The organism is Actinomadura sp. 3N508, from assembly GCF_044326375.1.
Classification (GTDB): Bacteria; Actinomycetota; Actinomycetes; order Streptosporangiales; family Streptosporangiaceae; genus Spirillospora.
The window spans coordinates 102,684-126,990 of record NZ_JBIRAX010000009.1 but is presented as its reverse complement, the minus strand read 5'-3'; the positions used below and the strand labels follow the sequence as shown (position 1 = coordinate 126,990).

Below are 24,307 nucleotides of genomic sequence, written 5' to 3'. Positions count from 1 at the left end.
TCCGGCCGCTCGGATGGCCGAAAGCGGCATAGCGCACTATTGCCCCATTGACACCCTTTGTCCGCCCGGCAGAAGATCACGCGACCCCCACACTTGTGATCCCTGCCAGGGAGGCGCAATGCCGCGCACGAAGTTCCGGCATCGAAGACTCACCCCCGTCCTCGCTGCCGCCGCGCTCCTGATCGGAACGCTGGTGGCGACCCCCGTGAACGCCGCACCGAAACCCGCGTCCGCCGGCGCCGCCGTGGACCTCTACGCGGCCGAGCTGGCCCCCGACCAAGTGAAGCTGCTGACCCGCTTCGGCCTCGACCGGGAGGACGTCAAGTTCTCCAAGAGCGCCGTGAAGGGCAGCGTCCATGTCGAAGCCGTGATGAGCGCCGCGCAGGCGGCCGCGCTCAACCGGCAGGGCCTCGGCCTCACCGTGAAGAAGATCGGCGGCAAGGACGCCCGCCAGCGCTCGCTGGCCGCGGCGCCCAAGGTGTTCCGCCCCTACAGCGGGCCCGGGAACATCCGCGAGGAGCTGCTGAACGTCGCGGCCGCCAACGCGTCCATCGCGAAGGCCGTGGACATCGGGAAGTCCGGCACGGGCCAGCCGATCACCGCCGTCCGCGTCACCAAGGACGTGAACAGCCTGAAGCGGCACGACCGGCCCGTCGTGGTCTACCAGGCGGCCCAGCACGCCCGCGAGTGGATCACGCCGGAGATGGTGCGCCGGCTGCTGCACCACTACGTGGACGGGTACGGCAAGAACCCCGAGGTCACCAAGCTCGTCGACACGACGGAGATGTGGTTCGTCCCCGTCGTGAACGTCGACGGCTATGACCTGACGTTCAAGGACGGGTTCCGGCTCTGGCGCAAGAACGTCCGCGACAACGACGGCGACGGCCAGATCACCGGCCAGGACGGCGTCGACCTCAACCGCAACTTCCCCTACAAGTGGGGTTACGACAACGAGGGCTCGTCCAACCAGCGCACCAGCCAGACCTACCGCGGACCGGCGCCGGGCTCGGAGCCCGAGACGCAGGCGCAGATGGGCCTCTACAAGAACGTCCGTCCCGCCTACCTGGTCAACTACCACTCGGCGGCGGAGCTGCTGCTGCACGGCGTGGGCTGGCAGGCCCTGACCCGCAGCCCGGACGACGCCATCCACGACGCGCTGCTCGGCGACATCGACCACCCGGCCGTCCCCGGCTACACGCCCGAGCTGGGCGCCCAGCTCTACACCACCAACGGCGACACCGACGGCCAGGCCGACAACGTCTACGGCGCGCTGTCGATCACGCCGGAGATGGCGACCTGCGAGTCGGCCTCGCGCTCCGACCCGGACGACGAGTGGGAGCCCGGCGACTGCGCCAGCGGCTTCGAGTTCCCGGACGACGAGACGCTCATCCAGAAGGAGTTCGAGAAGAACATCCCGTTCGCGCTCTCGGTCGCCAAGTCGGCGAAGAAGCCGGACGAGCCCGTGTCCGCCGTCGGACGCACCGCGCCCGACTTCGAGACCGACGCGTTCACCACGTCCTACGGCTACTCGCAGGAGGTCGCCTCGGTGATCCGCCGGTCGCTGCGCCACAAGGAGCTGCGCTACCGGATCAACGGCGGCCGCGTCCGCGACGCCGACCTGCGCGAATGGCGCGGCGGTGAGCGGTTCGGCGACGAGAACGACACCTACTACGCCGAGTACCGAGCCAAGATCAAGCAGAAGCCGGGCGACAAGGTCGAGGTGTGGTTCGCCGGCTCGAAGGGCTACAAGCAGGTGGAGAGCAAGCACTTCACCTACACCGTCCGCGACCAGCACAAGGCGAACGTCCTGGTCATCGCGGACGAGGACTACACCGGCATCAACCCGACCTACCCGGCCGGGACGAACAAGCCGCGCTACGCCCGGCAGTACGCCGACCTCGTCAAGGCCGCCAAGCACAAGCCGCTCGTCTGGGACATCGACAAGGACGGCGTCCCGCACGACCTCGGCGTGCTGAAGCACTTCGACGCCGTCGTCTGGTACCTGGGCGACAACCGGCTCACCCAGGACGCCGCCGACGACCCGATCAAGACCTACCTCGGCGACCAGCCCGACTCGCAGGTCGCGGACCGGGAGAAGGACCTGCTCCTCTCCGTCCGCTCCTACCTGAACGAGGGCGGGAAACTCCTGCACACCGGTGAGACGACCGGGTACTACGGCCCCGTCAGCCGCCTCAACGGCGGCGGGATCTACTACGGGCTGAAGGGCCACCCGGAGAAGCCCTGCGTCGTCACGGGCAACTTCCGCGACGACTGCGAGCTGCTGTCGGACGACTTCTTCCAGTACTACCTGGGGGCGTACGACCGGCAGCGCGTGGGCGCACCGACCGCGTTCACCGGGACGGGCAAGCCGTTCGACGGCGTCACGTCGAAGCTGGCGGGCCCCGCGTCCAACCCGCTGAACGAGGCGGGCGGCTTCCAGGTGACCTCGACCGTCCTGCCCAAGGCGGACTTCCCGCAGTTCAACAGCTGGAAGGCCGGCGACTACACGGGCGCGGCGGCACCCACCGAGCCGGTCGAGGGCCAGTGGTACGTCGCCGGGCCGCATCAGGACGGCCTCTACCGGCGCCTGACCCGGACGATCGACCTGTCCACGGTCACCGCCGCGCAGGCGCCCGCCCTGCAGGCCCAGCTCTCCTACAGCACAGAGACGGGCTTCGACAACATCATCCTTGAGGCGCACACCGCCGGCGGCGATGACTGGACGACGCTGCCCGAGAAGGGCGGCCTGTCGAAGACGACCGTCCCCGAGCAGTGCGAGCAGGGCTACCTGCTCGACATGCACCCCTTCCTCGGCCACTACCTGACCAGGGGCAACCCCTGCGGGAACACCGGATCGTCCGGCCAGTGGAACGCCATCACCGGCAACTCCAACGGCTGGGTCCCGGTGACGTACGACCTGTCCGCCTACGCGGGCAAGAAGGTCGAGGTCTCCCTCTCCTACGTCAGCGACCCCGGCACCGGAGGAACCGGGCTGTTCATCGACGACACCAAGCTCACCACGTCCGGCGGCCAGCCCGACGCGGAGGGCTTCGAGACCGGTCTCGGCGCCTGGGCCATCCAGGGCGCCCCGGCCGGAAGCCCCGGAAACGGCGCCGAGTACGCGCGTGCGCAGGCGCTGATCGACTCCGTCTCCGCGGTCGCGACCGAGGACACCGTCCTGCTCGGATTCGGCATCGAGCAGGCCGCTGACCAGCGGGCTCTGATGATCAGGTCGCTGCGGCACCTGCTCGGCTGACCCCCGCGCCGAGCCTCGGGAGCCCGCCCCCTCCGGGCTCCCGGGGCTCTGTCTCGCGACCGGGCCCCGCGTGCGCCGGGGCCCGCTTCGCGACCAGGCCCTATATCGCAAGATCGAAGAACGCGCAGCTCCATGTGACGAACGACACGTGGCCACGTGCAACCATCCGAGCCCTCCCAGGCGTCTTTAAGGGCAGGAAGACCACCGGCGGGTGGTACCCCCAGATCGAGCACAGCCCGCGACGTCCCGCAGAACGGGGTCGCCCTGGCATCGCCGATCACAACGCACAAGCCTCGGCCCTCCCCATGGTGGGGACGGGAACGAACCCGCCGGGAACGGTGGCACGTATTACCTGACGGTGGGCGGTTCGTCCGCCCGGTCCGCGCGTGCCCCCGAACACGCGCCGGCAACCGGCCCGCCAAGGGGCCACTAACCACGGGGAGCGACGATGACCGCTGTCACCACACCTGTCCGCCGCAGTGCGAAGGGCACTCGCGCCGCGAGCGGTGCCGCGACCATCGAGAACACCCAGCGCTACGAGCGCGACGTCCTGCCGCTCGCCGACCCGCTGTACGCCAGCGCCGTCCGCATGACCCGCAACTCCGCCGACGCCGAGGACCTCGTCCAGGAGACCCTGGCCAAGGCCTACGTGAACTTCCACCAGTTCCAAGAAGGCACGAACCTCAAGGCGTGGCTGCACCGCATCCTCACCAACAACTTCATCAACACCTACCGCAAGAAGCAGCGCGAGCCGCAGCGCGCCGGGTCCGAGGAGCTGGAGGAGTGGCAGCTCGCCCAGACCGAGGCGCAGTCGGCCGGCTTCCGGTCCGCCGAGTCCGAGGCGCTCGACCGCATCCCCGACTCCGAGGTCGTCGCCGCCCTCCGCGCCCTCCCCAAGGACTTCCGGGACGCCGTCTACCTCGCCGACGTCGAGGGCTACCCGTACAAGGAGATCGCGGAAATGATGGGCACCCCCATCGGCACCGTCATGTCCCGCCTCCACCGCGGCCGCAAGCAACTCCGCGAGGCCCTCGCCGACCACCGCGCCGCCCACGTGCTGGCCGCATAGCCCTGAGCCCGCCATGTCCGCATGGCACGATCCGATCCCGTAGCTGCCCCGTGGCTACGGGATCGCTCTTTACGGTGCATGAGGGGTCGCACAGCGGGTACCGAGCCCAAAATCGGTGCGGACGCGTCAACCCCTGCCACGGCCGCCACCTCGCAACAACCCCAACAGTCGCGATCGCGAGCGAAGCCAGGTTCGAGCGGAGCGAGAACCTGATCGCGCAGCGAGCCGCCAAGGCGAGACGGAGCGATGCAGCGATCGCACCGCATTTCCCGACGATGGAGGCCCGCAAGGGCCGAAGGAGAAGGGAAAGGCAATAGACACTAAGGATGTGCACGCGATGCCCCCTAGGGTCAGCGACGTCATGACGGTGGAGCCGCAGACGTTGCCGCTGGACGCGACGTTGTACGAGGCCGCCCGGATCATGCGGGACAGAGGGATCGGGGACGTCCTGGTCACCTATGCCGGACGGCTGTGCGGTGTGGTCACCGACAGGGACATCGTGGTCCGGGCCGTCGCGGAGAGCCGGGACACCTCGCTCACCCCCCTCGGTGACGTGTGCACGGCGGAGCTGACGACCGTCCGCCCCTATGACGACACCGGGACCGCGGCGCGGCTGATGGCGGAGCAGGCGGTCCGGCGGCTGCCCGTGGTGGACGACGAGCAGCGTCCCGTGGGCATCATCTGCATCGGCGACCTGGCCGTGTCCGACGGTCATGTCGGGCCGCTGACGGAGATCAGCAAAGCCCCGCCGAACAACTGAACCCGCAGGTCGTCGCGAGGGACCCCCATGAACAACCGAGGACGTCGTGGCCGGGGCGGTAGCCAGGCGCCGGCGGCGCAGGAGCCCGCGGCGCAGGATAAGGTCGGAGGGGTGACGGCCACCGAAACGGTCCTGACGGACCAGCTCGCGTTGGAGATCGCCCGGCTGGGAATGGTCGGCGAGTCGTCCGACATCGGCACCCTGCACCGGGTGACGGAGCTCGCCGCGCGCGCCATTCCCGGGTGCGCGGGGGCGGCGAGCGTGCGGTGGGCGCTGCCGGAGATGCCCGGCGACGATCCGGGCTCCGCGCTCGGGCTGCCGCCGGACGCCGACCAGGACGTCCCGCGCGTCCCGGCGCAGGACCCTGGGCCCGACGCCGCGCCGCCGGAGATCCCGGCGCCGGAGGAGATCAGGCCGGAGCCGCTGGCCGCCGCCGCCAGCCATCCCGATCTCGCCGAGGTGACCGACCGGCAGCTGTCCCGCGGGCACGGGCCGATCTTCGACGTGGTCATGGACCGCCGCGCGCTGGCCTCCGACGACATCCTCGGCGAGACCCGCTGGCCGGAGGCGATGTCGGACATGCTGCGGCGCGGGGTGCGCTGCTTCACCACGACGCCGCATCTGAATCCGCCGGTCCTCGTCACGCTTACCCTGTACGGAGTGACCCCGAAGGCGATCTCCCGTGAGCGGCAGGCGCTCGCGTCGCTGCTGATCGCGCAGGGCAGCGCGGCGGTGACGAACACCCGGCAGTACGACAACGTGCACCGCACCGCCATCCAGCTGCAGGAGGCGGTGGAGGCGCGGGCCGTCGTCGACCAGGCGAAGGGCATCCTCATGCATGCCCTGGGCTGCGACGCGGACGAGGCGTTCGCGGAGCTGCGGCGCATCTCGCAGACGCGTCACGTGAAGCTCACCGCGCTCGCCCAGCGTATCGTCGGTCATCAGGGCCTTCCCTAGGTCATCGATCTGGGCGCGAGGCCACGAGTCCATGCGCCCGGTTCCACCGTGTGACGCGGACGAGAGGCAGACCAGATGCACGATCAGCCCGACCAGCTCGAACCCGAGACCCTGATGCGGGAGATCTCGGACCTCGAAGGGCGCATCGGCGAGCTGCGCCAGGCCGCCGGCCTGCCGGAGCCCGACCTGCGGGCGACCCTTGACGCGGCGCTGGTCGAGCTGGAACTGGCGCTGACCGCGCTGCGGACGATGGGCACCGAGCAGGCCGGCGGGCGGGGCGGGTCGGCGGCGGCGGAGACCGAGCGGCGGGTGCTGCGCACGGTGTTCCAGGACGCCCCCGTCCCGCTGTTCCTCTTGGACCGCAACACCAGCGTCCGGCGGGTGAACCGGCAGGCGGCGACGCTGCTCGGCACGTCGTCGGGATATGTGTCGGGCAAGCAGTTCACGGCGTTCTGCGACATGGCGACCCGCGCGGCGGTGCGGTCGCAGCTGGCGGCGGTCGTGCGGACGGGGCGGCGGCGCCGCGTCCAGGTCAGGTTCCTCGGCCGGGACCGTCCGGTCGACGCCGTGGTGACCCTGGCCCGCGTGTGGATCCGCGGCGAACCGGACCCGATGGTCGTGGTCGCCGCGGGCTCGTCGGACCAGCCCACCGGCGAGATCGCCGCGCCGGAACGCGCCAAGGGCGGCCGGGAGGCGGCGGGTTCCGGGCAGGCGCGGGCCGGGCAGGGCACGCCGCCCGACGACGAGGCCGTCGCGACGATCGTGCACCGGATGGACGTGCTCGCGACCGCGAGCGAGCTGCTGCTGGACGAGCCCGTCTTCAACGAGACGGTCGCGGTCCGGCGGTGCGCCCGGCTGCTGGCGGCCGAGCTGGCCGACTGGGCGTTCATCGACCTGACCGGCCCTGCCAACGGCGGCCCCGGCCAGGCGCCGCAGGGCGGCGCGCACGCGGCGGGCACGTCGCCCCGCTCGGCGCCGCTGCTGCGCAGGCAGGTCGTGATGGGCCCGGACGACGAGCGTTCCATCGAGGCCGCCCGGACGCTCGAAGAGGTCGATCCGGCCGAGGGCACGCTGCCGCACACCGTGTTCGTGACCCGGCAGAGCGCGCTGCGGCCGCATGTGGAGAACCTCGACGTCCTCGGCATCTGCCCGGACGGGCATCCCGTCTGCGGCAAGATCGGCGCGACGTCGGTGCTGAGCGTCCCGATCGAGGACGGCGACCGCGCGATCGGGACGATCACGCTGGCGGCGAGCGGCGACTACGGCCCGTTCGACCTGATGGACCTCGGGGTCGTCCAGCGCCTCGGCCGCTACCTCGCGCTGGTGATCAGGGCGGCGCGGCTGTACCGGCGCCGCGCGGAGGTCGCGGAGACGCTGCAGGCGGGGCTGCTGCCGAAGTCGCTGCCGTCCATCCCGGGCGTGACCGTGGCGGCGAAGTACCTGACGGCGACGCACGGCTCGGAGGTCGGCGGCGACTTCTACGACGTGTTCCGCACCGAGAACGGCTGGGGCATGATCCTCGGCGACGTGTGCGGCAAGGGCGAGGACGCGGCGGCCGTGACGGCGACGGCCCGGCACTGCGTGCGGCTGGCGTCGCGGTGGAAGGCGCGTCCGGGCGACGTCCTCGGGATCGTGAACGAGACGCTGCTGGACGAGGACCGCTTCGTCACCGCCGTGATGGCCGGGCTGACCATGGAGACCGAGAAGATCATCGTGTCGCTGGGCACGGCGGGCCATCCCCCGGCGATCGTGGTCCGCGCCGACGGGGTGATCAGGTCGGCGTCGCGCGGCGGCGTCCCGCTCGGCCTGTTCGAGGACTTCGAGCCCGGCCTCGACTCGGTCGACCTCACCGTCGGCGACACGCTCTTCCTGCATTCGGACGGCGTGCTTGAGGCGTGCGACATGATGCGGCAGGAGTTCGGCCAGGAACGCCTGCTGGAGGCGCTCGCCGCGCACGCGGGCGACACCCCGCAGGGGATGCTCGCCGGGGTGGAGCAGGCGCTGCTGGAGTACTGCGACGGTGACCTCCGCGATGACGTGTCGATGCTCGCCCTGCGCGTGGAGCCGCCGACCCTTGCCTGACTGATCACCTTTTTGCGGGGTAAGTCGGTTTTCATGAGCGTCGACCCCGCGGACAAGCCGCGCAACGAGACCCCCCACGAACGGCTCGACCGGCAATTGATGGAGCTCTTGCAGGGTTTCCGCGTCGCGGTCACCGGGGTGCAGGTGCTGTTCGCGTTCCTGCTGACCGTGCCGTTCGCGGCCGGGTTCGAGAAGGTGGACGGCCACGGCCTGCCGCTGTTCTACATCTCGCTGTTCGGTGCGGCGCTCGCGTCCATCTGCTTCATCGCGCCCGTGTTCCAGCACCGGATCCTGTTCCAGCAGGGGCAGAAGCCGCTGCTGATCAGGCGCGCGAACCGGTTCGGGATCCTCGGCGCGTTCGCGCTCGCCGTCTCGATCACCGCCGCCACCACGCTGATCGTCGAGACGCTGGAGGAGGAGGCCGCGCTGACGGTCGTCACGGCCGTGATCGTCCTGGCGCTGTGCGGGTGGGCGTGGTTCGTCCAGCCCTACCTGACGCGGCTGACCGCGAACGGCCGCCAGAACGGCGACGACGCCCCCTGACCCCGGCCGGGCCCCTGGCCGTGCCCCGTTGCGGCCAGGGGTCGAAGGGTCGAAGGGTCGCTCAGCGGTCCAGGGCGATCAGTAGGCGCGGCCGAAGATGACGCGCTTGCCGTAGTCGGACGGCCGCCCGCACTTCACGCACGTGCCCGTCTCCTCGGGCGCGTCGGCCGGGATGACCCGGGGCGTCGCGGCGGTCTCGGCCTTGATGTCGTCCTCGCAGGCGGTGGCGCCGCAGTGGAACGCCCGCGCCCAGCCGGTCGCGACCTGCGCGGTGAAGGCGTCCCAGCCGTCCACGACGGCGGTGTGGTCGTCGCGGAACCGCTCGGCCCTGGCCAGCAGGAACGCCTGGAAGTCGGCGAGGATGCCGGGCAGCAGCTCGGGCAGCTTCTCCAGCGGGATCTGCTCCTTGCCCTGCCCCTCCACGGTCGGCAGCCGCCGGACGAGCGTGCCCACCCCGGCCTCGATGTCGCGCTTGCCCAGCTCGATCCGGACCGGGACGCCGCGCATCTCCCACTCGTTGTACTTGAACCCGGGCGAGAGCTGCGGGCGGTTGTCGTCGACGTGCACGCGGATGCCCATCGACTTGATCGCCGCGCCGAGCTTGCGGGCCTCCGCCGCGGCCTCCTCGCCCTGCTCCTTGCGCCCGATCGGGACGATCACGACCTGGTACGGCGCGAGCCGCGGCGGCAGGACGAGCCCCTTGTCGTCGCCGTGCGTCATGACCACGCCGCCGAGCATGCGGGTGCTCATGCCCCAGGACGTGGTGTGCGCGAGGGTCAGCTTGCCCGCCTCGTCCTGGTACTGGATCTCGAAGGCCTTGGCGAAGTTGGTGCCGAGGTAGTGCGACGTGCCGGACTGCAGGGCCCGGCCGTCCCGCATCATGACCTCGATCGTGTACGTGCGGACGGCGCCCGCGAACCGCTCGCCGGGGGTCTTCTCCCCCGCGATGACCGGCATGGCGGCGAGGTCACGGGAGACGCCCGCGTAGGCGTCCAGGGCCCACATCGCCTCGCGCATCGCGTCGTCTTCGTCGATGTGCGCGGTGTGGCCCTCCTGCCAGAGGAACTCGGTGGTCCGCAGGAACAGCCGGGGCCGCATCTCCCAGCGGACGACGTTCGCCCACTGGTTCAGCAGCAGGGGCAGGTCACGGTGCGAGTCGATCCACTTGGCCATGTACTCGCCGATGACGGTCTCGGACGTCGGCCGCATGACCAGCGGCTCGTCCAGCTCCTTGCCGCCCGCGTGCGTCACGACGGCCAGCTCCGGGGAGAAGCCCTCGACGTGCTCGGCCTCGCGCTTGAGGTAGGACTCCGGGATGAGCATCGGGAAGGACGCGTTGTCGTGCCCCGCGTCCTTGATGCGCCGGTCCAGATCGGCCTGGAGCAGCTCCCACACCCGGTACCCGTACGGCCGGATGACCATCGTGCCGCGAACCGGTCCGCGGTCGACGAGCTGTGCCTGCACGACCAGCTCGTTGTACCAGGCGGAGAAATCCTCGCTCTGCGGCGTCACACCTTCTCGGCTCACGGCCACAGGGTACTGACTGCCGCGGTGCCGTACGAACGGTTTCACCCGCTCACGAACGCTTCGCTACCCTCGCGTGATGCGCTGGTCCCAGATGTTCGCGCCCACGCTCCGTGACGATCCCGCCGAGGCGGACGCGCCGAGCCACCGGCTGCTGCTGCGAGCGGGTTACGTCCGGCAGCTCACCGCCGGCCACTACTCGCTGCTGCCGCTGGCCGTCCGCGTCCGCGCCAAGATCATCGAGATCGTGCGGCAGGAGATGGCCGCGATCGGCGCGCAGGAGATGCTGCTCCCGGCCCTGCACCCGGCCGAGCCGTGGAAGCGCTCGGGCCGCTGGGAGCTGATGGGCCAGGAGATGTTCCGCCTCCAGGACCGGCGCGGCGCCGACCACGCCCTCGGCATGACGCACGAGGAGATCTTCGCGACGGTCGCCCGCGAGCTGAACTCCTACCGGCAGCTCCCGCAGCAGTGGTACCAGTTCCAGACGAAGTTCCGGGACGAGCCGCGCCCCAAGGGCGGCCTCATGCGGACCCGCGAGTTCACCATGAAGGACGCCTACAGCTTCGACATCGACCGTCCCGGCCTGGACGCCTCGTTCGAGGCCTACCACGGCGCCTACACGCGGATCTTCGAGCGGCTCGGCATCCCGGCGCTGCCGTGCGACGCCTCCAGCGGGACGATGGGCGGGTCCGGCTCGACGGAGTTCATGTGCCCGTCCGACGTCGGCGAGGACGTCGTCGTCCACTGCCCGGCCTGCGGGTACGCGGCGAACATCGAACGCGCGACGTCCGTACTGCCCGCCGCGTCCGACGGCCCCGGGCTCCCCTCTCCCGAACGCTTCGACACCCCCGGCGTCCGCACCATCGAAGACCTGCTGGCCTACGACGCGCCTGCCGACCGGCAGATCAAGACGCTCGTCTACATCCTCGACAGCACCCTCACTCTCGTCCTGCTCCGCGGCGACCACCCGCTCAACGAGCAGAAGCTCATGGACGCGACGGGCGCCGCCGAGGTCCGCGCCGCCGACCCGGCCGAGATCCGGGACGCGCTCGGCGCGCTCCCCGGCAGCCTCGGCGCGGTCGGCGTGTCCCTGCCCGTGCTCGCAGATCACGCGCTCCGCGACCGCCGCGCCATGTTCACCGGCGCCAACACCGACGACGTCCACCTGCGCGGCGTCGACGTCGGCCGCGACATCGACGTCGGCCTGTGGGCGGACCTGCGCGAGGTCGAGGCGGGCCAGCCCTGCGTCCGCTGCGGTGAGCCCCTGGAGACCCGCCGCGCGATCGAGGTCGGGCACATCTTCAAGCTCGGCGACCGCTACGCCCGCGCCCTCGGCGTCGAGGTGCTGGCCCAGGACGGCCGCCGCGTACCGGTGATCATGGGCAGCTACGGCATCGGGATCGAGCGCGCGATGGCCGCGATCGTCGAGACGCACCACGACGACCGCGGCATCGTCTGGCCGCTGCCGGTGGCCCCGTTCCAGGTCGCCGTCGTCGCCGCGCAGTCGGACGACGCCGACGTGGCCAAGGCCGCCGAGGACATATACACGGCGCTGTCGTCCGCGGGCGTCGAAGTGGTGATCGACGACCGTCCCGAGCGCGCGGGCGTGAAGTTCCGCGACACCGAGCTGACCGGCATCCCGTTCCGCGTCACCGTCGGCCGCCGGGGCCTCGCCGAAGGCGTCGCCGAGGTCACGAGCCGCGTGACCGGCGAGACCGAGAAGATGCCGCTGGACGCCGTCGTCCCCCACGTTCGGTCCCTGGCCGGTCCTTGACAATGATCGGACCGCACCTGGGTCGATCCATCGGGAAGAGGACATGGCAGAGATCATCGGAACCGACGGCACCTGGACGTTCGACGGCGGAGTTCTGCGCATCGTGCCCGGCCACGGACGCGGCGTGCACCGGCTCCGGCGGCTGCTCGGGGAACTGGCCATCCCGCTGGAGGGACTTGCCGGGGTCGCGGTCGAGTCGGGGCCCAAGGGCGGCGTGGTACGCGCGCGGCTGCGGCAGGGCGCCGACCCGCTGCTCCAGGCCGCCGCGGGCGCGCTGAACGAATCGTCCGACCCGTACCGGCTGAACGTGGAGGGCAGCCGGACGTCGGTCGCCGAATACCTCGTGGACGAGGTGCGGAATTCGCTGCTGATCGAAGAGGTCGGCAACGGTCCGGTCGACCGCTATCTGCTTCCCGGGCCGGATGTGCCGATCCGCGCGTCCGGGGGCGACGGATCGGCGGCGTTCGACGGCGAATCCGTCCGGCTTGAGTGGAACTGGATGGCCGAGACCGCCAAGAAGAACGCCGGGCCCCAGCAGTTGCCACTGCGGGAAATCGCGAGCGTGGAACTGCATCCCGCGATCGGCCTGGACAACGGCCATCTGCGTTTCCGGATGAACGACGGCGCCGAAGAGGCGGAGCCCACCCTCGACCCGCGCTGCGTGATGCTGTGGGGGTTCAAGAAGGAGGCTGCCGCCGCCATCGCGCTCGCCGCCGCCGTGGTGGCGCGGCTCCCGCATCCGAACGCGGTCGACTCGCTCCCGAACGCGGTCGAGCGGGCGGCGGTCGAACGGCCGGCGGACGACGACGCTACTTCGCCTCCAGAACCTGGGACAACCCCTGCAGATGATCATGACGCGCTCTTGCGGCGGCTGCGGGAACTGGGCGATCTGCGCAAGGAAGGCATCCTCACCGAAGAGGAATTCGCCGCCGCGAAGCAGGCCGTTCTCCGGCGCATGTGAGCCGGAAAACCATTTGACGGGCCGCCCGGAGTTTCCCAGACTCGGCACGAGTCGAAGGGGGGATCGCCGTGGGACACGTCGAGGTCGGGCACGTTCGTCACATGCTGCCGGACGGCCGCGTCCTGCTCGATGACGTGTCGTTTCGCGTCGGGGACGGTGTCGTCGCGGCGCTGATCGGGCCGAACGGCGCCGGGAAGACGACGCTGCTGCGGCTGATCGCCGGGGACGTCGCGCCGCAGGCGGGGACCGTCGCGCACAGCGGCGGGCTGGGCGTGATGCGGCAGTTCATCGGGGGGATGCGGGACGAGTCGTCCGTCCACGATCTGCTCCTGTCGGTGGCGCCGCCCCGGGTCCGGGAGGCCGCGGCGGCGGTCGAGGCGGCGGAGCTCGCGATGATGGAGCGCGACGACGAGCCGACCCAGCTGCGATACGCCACTGCCCTCGCCGGGTGGGGCGACGCGGGCGGCTACGAGATCGAGGTGCTCTGGGACGCCTGTTGCGTCGCGGCTCTTGGCATCCCTTACGACTCGTGCCGTTGGCGCGAAGTGCGCACCCTTTCGGGCGGTGAGCAGAAACGCCTGGCTCTGGAAGCCCTGCTGCGTGGCCCTGACGAGGTTCTTCTTCTGGACGAGCCCGACAACTATCTGGACGTGCCCGCCAAGCGGTGGCTCGAAGAACGGTTGCGGGAAACGTCCAAGACCGTGCTGCTGGTGTCGCACGATCGGGAGCTGCTCGACCGGTCCGCCGATCGGATCGTCACCGTTGAAGCGGCGCGGGTGTGGGTTCACGGCGGCCGTTTCTCCACCTATTCCGCCGCTCGCCGCGACCGCAACGAGCGCCTGGAGGAACTGCGGCGGCGCTGGGACGAGGAGCACGCGAAACTCAAGGAACTGGTCAACACGCTCCGCAACAAGGCGACGACGAATGACTCTTTCGCGTCCCGGTACCGTGCGGCCCAGACCCGCCTTCGGAAGTTCGAGGAAGCGGGGCCGCCGGAGCTTCCGCCCCGCGACCAGAACCTCAAGATGCGGCTGCGTGGCGGGCGTACCGGAAAGCGTTCGGTGATCTGCGAGAGCGTCGAGCTGACCGGCCTCATGAAGCCCTTCGACGCCGAGATCTGGTATGGCGAGCGCGTCGCGGTGCTCGGGTCCAACGGCTCGGGGAAATCGCATTTCCTGCGGCTGCTCGCCGCCGTCGCGGAGACCCTTCCGCGTGGCGCCACCCCGGCCGCGCCGGTCGCCCACACCGGCCGGGCCCGGCTGGGCGCCCGCGTCGTCCCGGGGCTGTTCGCGCAGACCCACGCCCGTCCCGACCTGGCCGGACGCACCCCGTGCGAGATCGTCATGACCGAGCACGCCCGGCTCCGCAACGACGCGATGAACGCCCTGACCCGCTACGAGCTCAACCACTGCGCGGAACAGCCCTTCGAGACCCTTTCCGGTGGTCAGCAGGCCCGGCTGCAGATCCTCCTGCTGGAACTGGGCGGCGCCACGCTGCTCCTTCTGGACGAGCCCACCGACAACCTCGATCTCGCCAGCGCCGAAGCCCTTCAGGAGGGTCTGGAAAGCTACGAAGGCACCGTATTGTCCGTTACCCACGACCGCTGGTTCGCTCGTTCGTTCGATCGTTACTTGGTCTTCGGAGCGGACGGCTCCGTATATGAATCCGCCGAACCAATATGGGATGAAGCCCGCGTCACACGGCCGTCGTAGGATCTTCGGAGGCGGCCACGACGATGCGAGGAGTCGAGTATGCCCCGACCCCCCGGCGGCACTCCACCGGCGGATCGTCCTCCCGGCCTGCCCGACGACGCCCAGGCCCGCTTCCGGACCGACGTCCCCTCCCCCGCACGGACGTGGAACTACTGGCTCGGCGGCAAGGACAACTACGAGGTCGACCGCATCGTCGGGGACGCCACCACGGCGGTGAATCCCGAGCTCATCCAGCAGGCCAGGGAGGGCCGCAGGTTCCTGAGCCGCACCGTGCGCTACCTGGCCGCCGAGGAGAAGATCCGCAACTTTCTGGACATCGGGGCCGGGCTGCCGACCGAGTCCAACACCCATCAGGTCGCCCAGCAGACCGCGTCCGACTCCCGCATCGTGTACGTCGACAACGACCCGATGGTGCTCGTCCACGCACGCGCCCTGATGCGCGGCACGACCCCCGAGGGCGTCACCGGGTACCTCGACGCCGATTTCCACGATCCGCAGAAGATCCTCGACGAAGCCGCCAACGTGCTGAACTTCAAAGAGCCGATCGCGGTGATGTTCATGGGCGTGCTCGGGTTCTGCCAGGACTACCCGACCGCGAAGCAGGTCGTGGCCGACACGATGGCGGGCGTGCCCTCGGGCAGCTTCCTCGTCCTGTGGGACTGCACCGACACCTCCGAGGCCGCCAGGCGCAGCACCGAGAAGTACGCCGAGTCGGGCACCGTGCCCTACAACCTGCGCAGCGTCGAACAGCTCGGCGGCTACTTCGAGGGCCTGGAGATGGTCGAGCCGGGCCTGGTCACCATCACGCGGTGGCGGCCCGACGAGGGCGACGACGAGCCGGAGCACGTCCACGGGTACGGCGCGGTCGCGCGCAAGGGCTAGCGCGCCCGGGCGGTGTCCCGTGTGACCAGGGACGGTCGAGCCTGTCCACATCGGTACGGCGATGGGTAGGGTGCCCGGGTGCGGGTGGTTGTCACGGGTGCGGCCGGGTTCATCGGGAGCCATGTGGTCGACGCGTTCTCGCACGCCGGTCACGAGGTGCTCGCCGTCGACGCGCCCCGCCGATCATCCACCCCGGACCTGGCGCGCCGCACCTGGGCCGAGGTGGCGGCCCGTCCGGGGGTCGTCGCGGCGGAACTCGACCTCGCGGTGCACGACCTGGACGCCGTCGCCGCCGCGGACGTCGTCGTCCACCTGGCGGGACGGCCCGGCATCCGCGACTCGTGGGGCGCCGGACGGGCCATCGCGGAACGGGACAACGTGCTGGCGACGCGGCGGCTGCTCGCGTCCTGCATGGACCGCCCGGCGCGGCGCCGGCCCCGGGTGATCGTCGCGTCGAGCTCGTCGGTGTACGGGTCGGCGGGGCGGCGGCCGAACCGGGAGGACGACCCGCTGAGCCCGGCGAGCCCGTACGCGGTCAGCAAGGTCGAGGTGGAGCGGCTCGCGGGGCTGGCGGCGCGGGACGGGCTGCGCACCGTCCTGCTCAGGTACTTCTCGGTGTACGGGCCACGGCAGCGGCCCGACATGGCGTTCCACCGGTTCGCGGAGGCGGCGCTGGACGGCCGCCCGCTGCCCGTGTTCGGCGACGGGCGGCGCTCGCGGAGCTTCACCCACGTCGGGGACGTGGTGGCGGCGACGCTGGTCGCGGCGGCCGAGGAGCTGCCGCCGGGGATCGCCGTCAACGTCGGCCATGCCGAGCCGGTGGCGGTCACGGACGCGATCGAGCTGCTCACCGGCGTGCTGGGCGTCCAGGCGGAGATCCGGCGGGAGACGCCGGTGGCCGGGGACGCCGAGCGCACGTGGGCCGACCCGGGCCGTGCCCGCGAGCTGCTCGGCTGGACGGCCACGACCGGGCTGGCGGCGGGCCTCGCCGACCAGATCGCCTGGCACCGCGGGCTGCGGGCCGGGCGGCGGACCGAGCAGGGGGCCGAAGGGGTGCGGGTCGGATGATGAAGCACCGGGCGGCCTATGTCGCGTTCGACCGGTTCCCGTCCAGCAAGGGGTCGGCCGTGCACATCGCGCAGATGGCCGACGAGCTGTTCACCCGGTTCGGCGGCGGGCTGCTCGGCGTGATCGGCGGCGGTGACCTGCCGCGCTACCAGCGGGAGGGGACGCGGGAGATCGCCCGGTTCGACGCGCAGGTCCCGAACCTGCTCGACCGGGCGGAGGCGTTCTCGCGCTGGGTCGCGGCCCATCTGGAGCCGCACTGGGACACGCTGGAGGTCTGCCACGTCCGGGACCCGTGGAGCGCGCTCCCGGCGATCGCCGACGGCCGCCGCCACAAGGTCGTCTACGAGGTCAACGGCCTCCCGTCCATCGAGATGGCGCACACCTGGCCGTGGGCCGCGCCGAGGACGCTCGACAAGATCCGGGAGCTGGAGCGGTTCTGCCTGGAGCGCAGCGACGTCGTCGTGGTGCCGTCGCGGGTGATCGGCGCGGCGGTCCGGCGGTTCGGGGTACCGGAGGACGACATCCATCTCGTGCCGAACGGGGCCGAGATCCGCGACAGGCCGCCACGGCCCATCGACGCGCCCGCCCGCTACATCGTGTACGTCGGCGCGCTCCAGCCCTGGCAGGGCCTGGACGTCCTGACGCGCGCGTTCGCACGGCTCGCCGACCTGCCGGAGCTGCGGCTGGTGATCTGCGCGTCCGTCCCGGAACGGCGCGCGAAGCCGGCGCGGCGGCTGGCCGAGCGGCTCGGCGTCGCCGGGCGGATCGACTGGCGGTTCATGCTGCCGCACCGGGAGATCGCGGCCTGGCTCGCCCACGCCGAGGTCTCGGTGGCGCCGCTGACCGGCTGCGCCCGCAACCTCGACCAGGGCTGCGCGCCGCTGAAGGTGATCGAGTCCATGGCGGCGGGCGTGCCGGTGGTGGCCTCCGACCTTCCGGCGGTGCGGGAGCTGATGGCGGACGGGGAGCACGGCCGGCTCGTCCCGGCCGACCGTCCCGCCGAGCTGGCCAGGGCCGTCCGGATCCTGCTGGAGTACCCGGACGAGGCGGCCGCCATGGGCCGCAGAGCACGGCAGCGCATCGAGCAGGAGCTCACCTGGACGCGTTCACGCGCGCTGCTGGCCGATGTCTACCGCACGATCACACCGTCGGATCGATAGGTGGTTCGTCATGTTCTGGCGTAAGCAGAAGGCCGCCATCGAGCGGTTCCACCCGCTGCACAAGGCGCTCACCCTGGAGCGGGGCTTCACGGTCTCGCTGCGGCGCGACGAGTGGGAGCCGGTGATCCAGAGCCTCGCGCGGCACCGCACCGAGATCCGGCGGCGGAGGTGGCTGCTGCCGAACCGGGTGCCGGGCGTCCTCGTGCCGATGCTGCGGGTGCTCGCGTCCGACATGGGGCCGAACGGGGTGCTGTCGGTCGCGGCCGACCTGCGCGGCGCGGAGACCCCGGACAAGACCGGGCCGCGGCACGACCTGCCGGTCCAGCGGCCGGTCCTGTCGTTGACGCAGTGGTACTCGATGGACCCGTGGCTGCGCATGCGGGCCGAGCTGCGGGACGGCAGCGTCCTGGAGCTGTCGGTCACCGACCGGGTGCGGTTCCGGCGGCGCCGCAAGCGGAACCCGCGCGGCAAGATCAAGATCAAGACGAAGTCGAAGACGGTCCATCTGGTGCGCGTCACCCGGCGGCTGGCGAAGGACACGGCCGTCCAGCGCCCGGGCACACCGCCGCCGCCCTGGATCAAGGTGCGGGTCAGGCAGGGACGGCGGATGATCTTCCGCGCGAACGCCAAGCTCCGCGGGCCGCTCACCGAGGCCGAGCTGACCGACCGGGTCCTGCACGTGTCGACGGAGCCGTTCCGCTGGACGCCGCCGGGCCGGGCCATGGGGAGAAATTCATGAACCGCTGCACCGTGACCACCGGCTTCTTCGTCCTGGGACGCTGCGGGCAGCCGGCCGTCGCCTCCTGCCCGCAGTGCGCGCGGCCCGTCTGCGCCGCGCACGCCGGGCACGGCGCGCTCTGCAGCGAATGCGCCACGGCCCAGGGCTACGAGACGCGCGACCCGCACGACCCCGCCTGGACGGGCGGATTCCGGCGCCGCTACTACCAGAGCAGCTCCCACGCCTATGGCGACGCCTACTGGTATTCGTCGTTCGACGACTACGACCGTGGCGCGTTCAACCCGGGCGACGACTACTCGCACGGCGGCGACTGGGGCGGCGACGACGACACCGGGTTCGTGGACAGCTGATGCACCGCGTCCTGTGGGTCACCGAGCACTACCCGCCGAGCCGGGGCGGCATGGCGCAGTCGTGCGACCGGATCGTGCGGGGGCTGCGCGGCGCCGGGGTGGAGGTCGACGTCGCGCACCTGACGCGCCGCGCCCGCCCGTGGAGCGTCACCCGCGAGCACGGCGGGCGCCTGATCTCCGCTCCGCTCGGCGACGACTCCGAGCACGCCCTGCGCCGCCTGTGGACGACGATCACCGCGGAGGACCTGACCGGCTACACCCATGTCGTCGCGTTCGGCGGTGTGTACGCGACGCTCGCCGCGCCCGTCCTGTCCGCGCTGCTGGACGCGCCGCTGGTCACGCTGCTGCGCGGCAACGACATCGACGTCGGCGTGTTCTCGCTGCGGCGGCGCGGTGTGCTGGCGGACGCGCTGCGCGCCTCGTCCCGCGTGTGCGTCGTCGCGCGCTCGCACGCGCCGCTGGTGACCGCGCTGGCCCCGGACGCGGCGGTGACGTTCGTGGCCAACAGCGTCGACACCGGGCAGTGGCGGGTCCTGCCGTCCGAGCGGGAGCGGGGCCGGGCGTGGCGGGCGGAGAACGTGGCGGCCGGCCGCCGCACGATCGGCCTCATCGGGCAGCTCAAGGTCAAGAAGGGCATCGGGTTCTTCCTGGACGCGCTGGAGGCGTCCCGGCACGCGGAGGCGTTCCATCTGCTGCTGGTCGGCGAGGTCGAGGAGCCGGTGACGGAGTGGCTGGCCGAGCGCGCGGACACCGTCCCGCATTCGTTCCTGCCGTTCCTTGACCGCTACGACCTCCCGGCCGTCTACGCGAGCTGCGACCTGGTCGCGCTGCCGTCGTTCTACGACGGGATGCCGAACGTGGCGCTGGAGGCGGCGGCCCTCGGCGTGCCGCTGATCGCCTCGGACGGGGGCGGCCTCGCGGACGTGGCCGACGACGAGATCGGCTTCACGTTCCCGGCGGGCGACGCGCACGCCTGCCGCGCCGCGATCGACCGGGCGGCACGGGCCGGGGACGCGGAACTCGCGAAGCTCGGCGCCGCCGGGGCGGAGCGCATCCGCCGCGACTTCACGCCCGCCGCCGAGACCGCCGGTTACCTCGCCGTCCTCGGCTCCGCGCGTTGATCGCCTGCTACGCGGCCGGTGACGGGCTGGGGCACCTGACGAGGCTCCGGTCCGTCCTGCACACCCTGGGGCTGGACGGCCCCGTGACCGTGGTGACGGCCTCCCCCTACGCGGCCGACCCGCGCGTCACCGGCGGCTGGCGCATCGTCTCGTCCCTGGATGTCGCCGACGCGGACGAGGTGATCATCGACGCCTTCCCCGCCGGGCTGAAAGGCGACCTGGCGCGCATCCCTCCCGGCCCAAGGGTCACGCACCTCGCGCGGCTGCTGCGCTGGGACGCCTACCAGCCGCTCCTCCCCGCCGTCCCGCCGCGCTTCGACCGCACGTTCGTCCTCGAACCGCTGGCCCCGGCGCACGCCGCCTACCTGGACACGGTCTCAGAGCAGGTCACGCCCCTGACGCTCACCGATCCCCCATCGGAGCCGCTGGACGTGTACGGCTGGCTCATCGTCCACAGCGGGCCCGACGCCGAGACGCTCGAACTCGTCGCCTATGCCCGCGATACGGCGGTCGTCGAGGGCGTCCGTCCGCCGATGACGCTGGTGTCGCCGCACAAGCCGGACGGTCTGCCCCCAGGCGTCGCGTACCTGGACGCCTATCCCGCGGGCCTGCCTGGCCCGAACGTCGAACGCATCGTGACCGCCGCAGGGTTCAACGCCGTCCGGCAGTTCGCGCCCTGGCGGGGCATCCACCGCGTGCTGCCGTTCCCCCGCAGCTTCGACGACCAGTTCGCCCGCGCCGCCCGCGTCACGCGGGAAGGGTGATGTCGAACTCGATCTCGACGTCGTCGGCGAGCCGGAGCGCGCCGAAGAACGCCGAGTACGGCTTGACGCCCCACCGGCTCTGCGTCACCGTGACGCCGCCGCGCACCCGGCCGCCTTCCAGGGCGGCCTTCACGCGGACCGGCTTCACCCGCCCCATGATCGCCAGGTCGCCCTCGATCACGTCCTCGCCGATGGCCGCCGAGGTGAAGACGATCTCCGGATAGGAGCGGGCGGCGAGCACCTCGCGCAGGGTCTTCTCGATCTCCGCGCGGTCCTGCCCGGTGAGCGGCTTGACGCCCCCGGTGCCCTCGCGGACCTTCAGCCCGTCCAGCTCCACGGTGACCTTGACCGACGACGCGTCCAGCGGCTCGCGGGCCTCGACGGCCGCCGTCCAGCGCGTGGCCTCGATGGTCAGGTCGTGGCCGGCGCGGCGGCCGAGCCCGCTGCGGCCCGTCCTGACCAGCAGCGTGCCGTCGTCCGGCCCCAGCTCGTAGGTTCCCTCTCGTACCGCCATGCCTTCACCATCGCACGCTCAGACGCATCTCACCTTCGGCTGGGGCCGGTATTCGGTGTGGAACCTCTCCCGGCGGACCTTGCGGCCGTGCAGCAGCAGCGTCCGCCACACGTCGATCTCGAAGCCCCGGCGACCGGCGGTCGCCACGCATTTCGGTCCCCGCCCGACACCCGTCGTGTACGGCACGAACCCGTACCGCTCGGACGTCTTCGACCGCACCTGGTACCGGCGCTCGCCGTACAGGCTGACGGTCAGCGACGACGCCGTCGACGAGAGCCGCAGCCGCACAGGACGTCCCGTGTCGTTCCGCCAGGTGAAATCCAGGCCCGGGTACGACACGGCGACCTCCCGCCCCGCCGGGTATTCCGGCATGTACATGCTGTGCGCGTGCGCCTTCCGGATGTCCAGGCCCGCGCGGAACACGGCGTTGAACAAGGTCGCGGAAACCTGGCAGATGCCGCCGCCGACGTCGTTCACCAGGCGCGGCCCGACGATGGCGGGCGCGGGCACGTAGCCGCGGCTCTCGGTCCGCGGGCCGACGACGGCGTTGAAGGAGAACGTCGTGCCGGGAGCGACGATGTGGCCGTCCAGGATGCGGGCGGCGATCTCGATGTTGCGCACCCGGGGCTCGCCCGGCTTGAACCGGGTGGTGAAGCTGCTCATCGGCCGCACGGACGGCGGCCGGTACGGCACGATGTTCTTCGGTAAGGGCCGCGCGGGCGGGTGCGCGCCGATGACGGCCAGCCGCGCGGACGTGCCGGGATCGCGCGGAGCCCACAGGTAAGCGCCGAGCAGCAGCCCGGTCGTCGCCAGCGCGCCCGCGACGATCGGCCACCACCGCCGGACGCATCCGCGCAGCTCCGGCTGGCGGTGCCCCGGACGCCGCCGCCTGCGACCGGCCCGCCGCCCGCCGAGCCTCCGACCCCCGAGCCGTCTGCTGCCGAGCCACCTGCCGCCGAGGCGCCTGCCGCCGAGCCTCCTTCGTCCTTGTCCTCTGCCTTGTCCCCTGCCGCCGGGTTTCCTCCGGCCGGGTCCCTTCCGGCCGGGCCGGGTCCGCCCCACAGATCACACCCCCCGAAGATTCCCAAACGGGATCCTCCAACGGAGGCTGCCCCGGCCCCACCGCCGACGTTCGCGTCTTTACCCGAAGAAGACCCGGACCAGAACGAAGCCGGGACCGCGGCGGGCTAGGGAGGCCGGAAACCGTCAGCGGGCGCGGGCGCCGTCGCGGAGCCGTTCGGGGTCGATCTCGCGGCCCGGGAACCTCCGCAGATACTCGGCTTCGAGCTGGTTCATCCGCCGCGTGTGCTCTCCGTAGGCCTGGGCGGCGGCGTGCCTGAGCGCGTCCAGCCGCGTCGCGTACAGGTGGCCGAGTTCGCGGAACAGGTCGTCGTCCGTGAGGTCGCCGGGGTCGACGCCCAGCATGGTGCCGTCACTCGTCATTGTCTGTCCGCTCCCTCCGCCAAGGGCCTTCGTGGGCGCCCGTCCCCTACCCGGCGGCGACCGGCGTGAACACGGCGAGGGCCCCGGCGTGCTTGCCGAACCGCACCGCCGCGGGCAGGGACGACACCTCGCCGTCGCGCGCCAGCCGCAGGTCCCCGGACCGGGACACCACCTCCAGCCCGGTCGCCCGCCACGCGCGGTACCCGGGGATGACGCGCAGGTGCCCGGCCAGGACGGCGGCGACCGCCCGGACGCGGGGGCTGCGGCGCCCGGTCGCGATCATCCGGACGTCGAGCCACCCGTCGTCGAGCCGGTCCCGCCAGGTGGGCGCGGCGCCGCGCGAGCCGTAGCCGCAGTTGCCGACGAACGCCAGCCAGACGCGGAGCTCCCGGCCGTCCACGGTCAGCTCGACCGGTTCGGAGTGCCGCAGCGTCCGGACGGCGGCGACCGCGAGCGCGGGCCACTTCCCGATCCGCTTCTCCAGCCGCTCCCGCCGGACGACCAGCTCCGTGTAAGCGCCAAGACTCGCCGTGTTGAGGAACAGCCGCTCCTCGCCCGCCGGGTCCCCGGCGACGGGGGTGACGTAGGACACGTCCACGCGGCCGGTCCGCCCGGACCGGTACGCCGCGATCGCCTCCGCCGCCGACTCGACGCCGATCGCCCGCGCGAAATGGTCGAACGTCCCGGTCGGGACGACGAGCAGCGGCACCCCGTGCTCCAGCGCGGCCCGCGCGCCCGCGTTCACGGTGCCGTCCCCGCCGATCACGGCGAGCGCCGCGGCCCGCCCGGCGGCCTCGTCGAGCACCTTGTCGGCGTCCTCGTCCGGTCCGAGCCGGACGATCTCCGCCGCGGGCAGCTCCCGCTCCAGCAGCTCGATCGCCAGCTCCGGACGGCCGGGCAGGAACGCGGCGGTCGCGCCGCCGGAGGCTCCCGACCCCGGATTCACGACCGCGACCAGGCCGGTCCCGTCAGCGGCGACCGCGTCCGCTCTGTCCTCGGCCCGCGCCACCTGGGCCACCGGAGGGCGGGCCGGCCAGGCCAGGCGCGTCCCGAGCGCGGCGAGCGCGCCGATCCCGGCCCCGGCCAGCACGTCGCCCGGGTAGTGCGCGCCGGTGTAGACGCGGGAGAACGCGACCGCCGCCGCCGTGACCGCGACCGGCGCGGCCACCCGGCGCGGCGCCTCCAGCGCGACCCCGGCCGCGAACGCGGCGGCCGACGCCGAATGCCCCGACGGGAACGCGTGCGAGGTCGGCAGCTTCCACCTGATCCGGATCGGCGGCACCAGGTCCACCACGGGACGCTTGCGCCGGAACGCCTGCTTGCCGAGGACGTTCACCGCCGGGCTCGCCACCGCGATCGCGATCGAGCCGCGCAGCGCCGCGCGCCGCAGCCGGGGCCGTCCGGTGGCGCCCAGCACGCCCGCCGCCGTGAACCACAGCACCCCGTGGTCGGCGAACCGCGACAGCCGCGGCAGGACGTACTCCAGCCCGCGCAGCCGCGCCGCCGCCACCCGGTCGAACGCCCACCGGTCCGCCCGCCCGAGCCTGCGCAGCAGGTCGTATCGTGGTTCCGGCACCGCCTCGCGGCGCCTCGGCAGCACGGTCCGTGACCGCATGGCGATACGCCGT

21 protein-coding genes are annotated in these 24,307 nt (G+C 72.0%); 16 read left to right on the top strand and 5 right to left on the bottom strand.

Annotation, left to right across the window (positions count from 1 at the left end; translation table 11 throughout):
* The first annotated feature begins 118 nt into the window (after positions 1 to 118).
* From ACH34S_RS29075 to ACH34S_RS29050, 6 genes are all read left to right on the top strand, one after another.
* Positions 119 to 3,256: a M14 family zinc carboxypeptidase gene (locus tag ACH34S_RS29075; protein WP_395956008.1), complete on the top strand. Its 3,138-nt coding sequence runs from the start codon at positions 119 to 121 to the stop codon at positions 3,254 to 3,256.
* A 448-nt stretch (positions 3,257 to 3,704) separates the two neighbouring features.
* Positions 3,705 to 4,325 carry a sigma-70 family RNA polymerase sigma factor gene (locus ACH34S_RS29070; RefSeq protein WP_395956007.1) on the top strand — a complete coding sequence of 207 codons (621 nt, stop codon included), beginning with the start codon at positions 3,705 to 3,707 and terminating at the stop codon, positions 4,323 to 4,325.
* A gap of 337 nt (positions 4,326 to 4,662) precedes the next feature.
* Positions 4,663 to 5,085 (top strand): CBS domain-containing protein, encoded by a 423-nt coding sequence (locus tag ACH34S_RS29065; protein ID WP_395956006.1) that lies wholly within the window; start codon positions 4,663 to 4,665, stop codon positions 5,083 to 5,085.
* A 111-nt stretch (positions 5,086 to 5,196) separates the two neighbouring features.
* Positions 5,197 to 6,042 (top strand): ANTAR domain-containing protein, encoded by an 846-nt coding sequence (locus tag ACH34S_RS29060; protein WP_395956005.1) that lies wholly within the window; start codon positions 5,197 to 5,199, stop codon positions 6,040 to 6,042.
* Positions 6,043 to 6,117: 75 nt separating this feature from the next.
* A complete protein-coding gene (locus ACH34S_RS29055) occupies positions 6,118 to 8,124 on the top strand; it encodes a SpoIIE family protein phosphatase (protein WP_395956004.1) in 2,007 nt (668 codons plus the stop codon).
* A 33-nt stretch (positions 8,125 to 8,157) separates the two neighbouring features.
* Positions 8,158 to 8,667, top strand: a complete 510-nt coding sequence (locus ACH34S_RS29050) for a DUF6328 family protein (protein ID WP_395956003.1) — start codon at positions 8,158 to 8,160, stop codon at positions 8,665 to 8,667.
* Between the two features lie 78 nt (positions 8,668 to 8,745).
* Here ACH34S_RS29050 and proS read toward each other — a convergent pair whose 3' ends face one another.
* Positions 8,746 to 10,194 carry a proline--tRNA ligase gene (gene proS / locus ACH34S_RS29045; protein ID WP_395956002.1) on the bottom strand — a complete coding sequence of 483 codons (1,449 nt, stop codon included), beginning with the start codon at positions 10,192 to 10,194 and terminating at the stop codon, positions 8,746 to 8,748.
* A gap of 76 nt (positions 10,195 to 10,270) precedes the next feature.
* Here proS and ACH34S_RS29040 point away from each other — a divergent pair, with 76 nt between their 5' ends.
* From ACH34S_RS29040 to ACH34S_RS28995, 10 genes are all read left to right on the top strand, one after another.
* Positions 10,271 to 11,965: a proline--tRNA ligase gene (locus ACH34S_RS29040; RefSeq protein ID WP_395956001.1), complete on the top strand. Its 1,695-nt coding sequence runs from the start codon at positions 10,271 to 10,273 to the stop codon at positions 11,963 to 11,965.
* A gap of 43 nt (positions 11,966 to 12,008) precedes the next feature.
* On the top strand, positions 12,009 to 12,926 hold the full coding sequence (locus tag ACH34S_RS29035) for a DUF4429 domain-containing protein (RefSeq protein ID WP_395956000.1): 918 nt from the start codon (positions 12,009 to 12,011) through the stop codon (positions 12,924 to 12,926).
* Between the two features lie 68 nt (positions 12,927 to 12,994).
* Positions 12,995 to 14,638 (top strand): ABC-F family ATP-binding cassette domain-containing protein, encoded by a 1,644-nt coding sequence (locus ACH34S_RS29030; protein ID WP_395955999.1) that lies wholly within the window; start codon positions 12,995 to 12,997, stop codon positions 14,636 to 14,638.
* Between the two features lie 39 nt (positions 14,639 to 14,677).
* Complete coding sequence (locus ACH34S_RS29025; protein ID WP_395955998.1) at positions 14,678 to 15,520, top strand: SAM-dependent methyltransferase; 843 nt, start codon at positions 14,678 to 14,680, stop codon at positions 15,518 to 15,520.
* A gap of 78 nt (positions 15,521 to 15,598) precedes the next feature.
* Positions 15,599 to 16,588 carry an NAD-dependent epimerase/dehydratase family protein gene (locus ACH34S_RS29020; RefSeq protein WP_395955996.1) on the top strand — a complete coding sequence of 330 codons (990 nt, stop codon included), beginning with the start codon at positions 15,599 to 15,601 and terminating at the stop codon, positions 16,586 to 16,588.
* Positions 16,585 to 17,748 carry a glycosyltransferase family 4 protein gene (locus ACH34S_RS29015; protein ID WP_395955995.1) on the top strand — a complete coding sequence of 388 codons (1,164 nt, stop codon included), beginning with the start codon at positions 16,585 to 16,587 and terminating at the stop codon, positions 17,746 to 17,748. Before ACH34S_RS29020 ends, ACH34S_RS29015 begins: the two co-directional genes overlap by 4 nt.
* A gap of 10 nt (positions 17,749 to 17,758) precedes the next feature.
* Positions 17,759 to 18,487, top strand: coding sequence for a hypothetical protein (locus tag ACH34S_RS29010; protein ID WP_395955994.1), 729 nt, complete (start codon positions 17,759 to 17,761; stop codon positions 18,485 to 18,487).
* Positions 18,484 to 18,837 (top strand): hypothetical protein, encoded by a 354-nt coding sequence (locus ACH34S_RS29005; protein ID WP_395955993.1) that lies wholly within the window; start codon positions 18,484 to 18,486, stop codon positions 18,835 to 18,837. The genes ACH34S_RS29010 and ACH34S_RS29005 overlap by 4 nt, the downstream gene beginning before the upstream one ends.
* Entirely contained in the window at positions 18,837 to 19,958 is a 1,122-nt protein-coding gene (locus ACH34S_RS29000; protein ID WP_395955992.1) for a glycosyltransferase family 4 protein, read from the top strand. Before ACH34S_RS29005 ends, ACH34S_RS29000 begins: the two co-directional genes overlap by 1 nt.
* On the top strand, positions 19,955 to 20,722 hold the full coding sequence (locus ACH34S_RS28995; protein WP_395955991.1) for a hypothetical protein: 768 nt from the start codon (positions 19,955 to 19,957) through the stop codon (positions 20,720 to 20,722). Before ACH34S_RS29000 ends, ACH34S_RS28995 begins: the two co-directional genes overlap by 4 nt.
* Here ACH34S_RS28995 and ACH34S_RS28990 read toward each other — a convergent pair.
* From ACH34S_RS28990 to ACH34S_RS28975, 4 genes are all read right to left on the bottom strand, one after another.
* Entirely contained in the window at positions 20,706 to 21,236 is a 531-nt protein-coding gene (locus tag ACH34S_RS28990) for a YceI family protein (protein ID WP_395955990.1), read from the bottom strand. The two genes, ACH34S_RS28995 and ACH34S_RS28990, sit on opposite strands and share 17 nt — an antisense overlap.
* Positions 21,237 to 21,254: 18 nt before the next feature.
* The gene (locus tag ACH34S_RS28985; protein ID WP_395955989.1) at positions 21,255 to 22,298 is read right to left on the bottom strand and encodes a VanW family protein; all 1,044 of its coding nucleotides are present in this window, start codon (positions 22,296 to 22,298) and stop codon (positions 21,255 to 21,257) included.
* Positions 22,299 to 22,442: 144 nt separating this feature from the next.
* A complete protein-coding gene (locus ACH34S_RS28980; protein WP_395955988.1) occupies positions 22,443 to 22,679 on the bottom strand; it encodes a DUF6158 family protein in 237 nt (78 codons plus the stop codon).
* 46 nt (positions 22,680 to 22,725) lie between these two features.
* Entirely contained in the window at positions 22,726 to 24,294 is a 1,569-nt protein-coding gene (locus ACH34S_RS28975) for a bifunctional phosphatase PAP2/diacylglycerol kinase family protein (protein ID WP_395955987.1), read from the bottom strand.
* Positions 24,295 to 24,307: the final 13 nt, after the last annotated feature.

Bases quoted from the DNA above. Each gene is read 5' to 3' on its own strand.
- ACH34S_RS29075 (WP_395956008.1), top strand. From the start codon at position 119: ATGCCGCGCACGAAGTTCCGGCATCGAAGACTCACCCCCGTCCTCGCT.
- ACH34S_RS29070 (WP_395956007.1), top strand. From the start codon at position 3,705: ATGACCGCTGTCACCACACCTGTCCGCCGCAGTGCGAAGGGCACTCGC.
- ACH34S_RS29065 (WP_395956006.1), top strand. From the start codon at position 4,663: ATGCCCCCTAGGGTCAGCGACGTCATGACGGTGGAGCCGCAGACGTTG.
- ACH34S_RS29055 (WP_395956004.1), top strand. From the start codon at position 6,118: ATGCACGATCAGCCCGACCAGCTCGAACCCGAGACCCTGATGCGGGAG.
- ACH34S_RS29050 (WP_395956003.1), top strand. From the start codon at position 8,158: ATGAGCGTCGACCCCGCGGACAAGCCGCGCAACGAGACCCCCCACGAA.
- ACH34S_RS29040 (WP_395956001.1), top strand. From the start codon at position 10,271: ATGCGCTGGTCCCAGATGTTCGCGCCCACGCTCCGTGACGATCCCGCC.
- ACH34S_RS29035 (WP_395956000.1), top strand. From the start codon at position 12,009: ATGGCAGAGATCATCGGAACCGACGGCACCTGGACGTTCGACGGCGGA.
- ACH34S_RS29025 (WP_395955998.1), top strand. From the start codon at position 14,678: ATGCCCCGACCCCCCGGCGGCACTCCACCGGCGGATCGTCCTCCCGGC.
- ACH34S_RS29015 (WP_395955995.1), top strand. From the start codon at position 16,585: ATGATGAAGCACCGGGCGGCCTATGTCGCGTTCGACCGGTTCCCGTCC.
- ACH34S_RS29010 (WP_395955994.1), top strand. From the start codon at position 17,759: ATGTTCTGGCGTAAGCAGAAGGCCGCCATCGAGCGGTTCCACCCGCTG.
- ACH34S_RS29005 (WP_395955993.1), top strand. From the start codon at position 18,484: ATGAACCGCTGCACCGTGACCACCGGCTTCTTCGTCCTGGGACGCTGC.
- ACH34S_RS29000 (WP_395955992.1), top strand. From the start codon at position 18,837: ATGCACCGCGTCCTGTGGGTCACCGAGCACTACCCGCCGAGCCGGGGC.
- ACH34S_RS28990 (WP_395955990.1), bottom strand. From the start codon at position 21,236: ATGGCGGTACGAGAGGGAACCTACGAGCTGGGGCCGGACGACGGCACG.
- ACH34S_RS28980 (WP_395955988.1), bottom strand. From the start codon at position 22,679: ATGACGAGTGACGGCACCATGCTGGGCGTCGACCCCGGCGACCTCACG.
- ACH34S_RS28975 (WP_395955987.1), bottom strand. From the start codon at position 24,294: ATGCGGTCACGGACCGTGCTGCCGAGGCGCCGCGAGGCGGTGCCGGAA.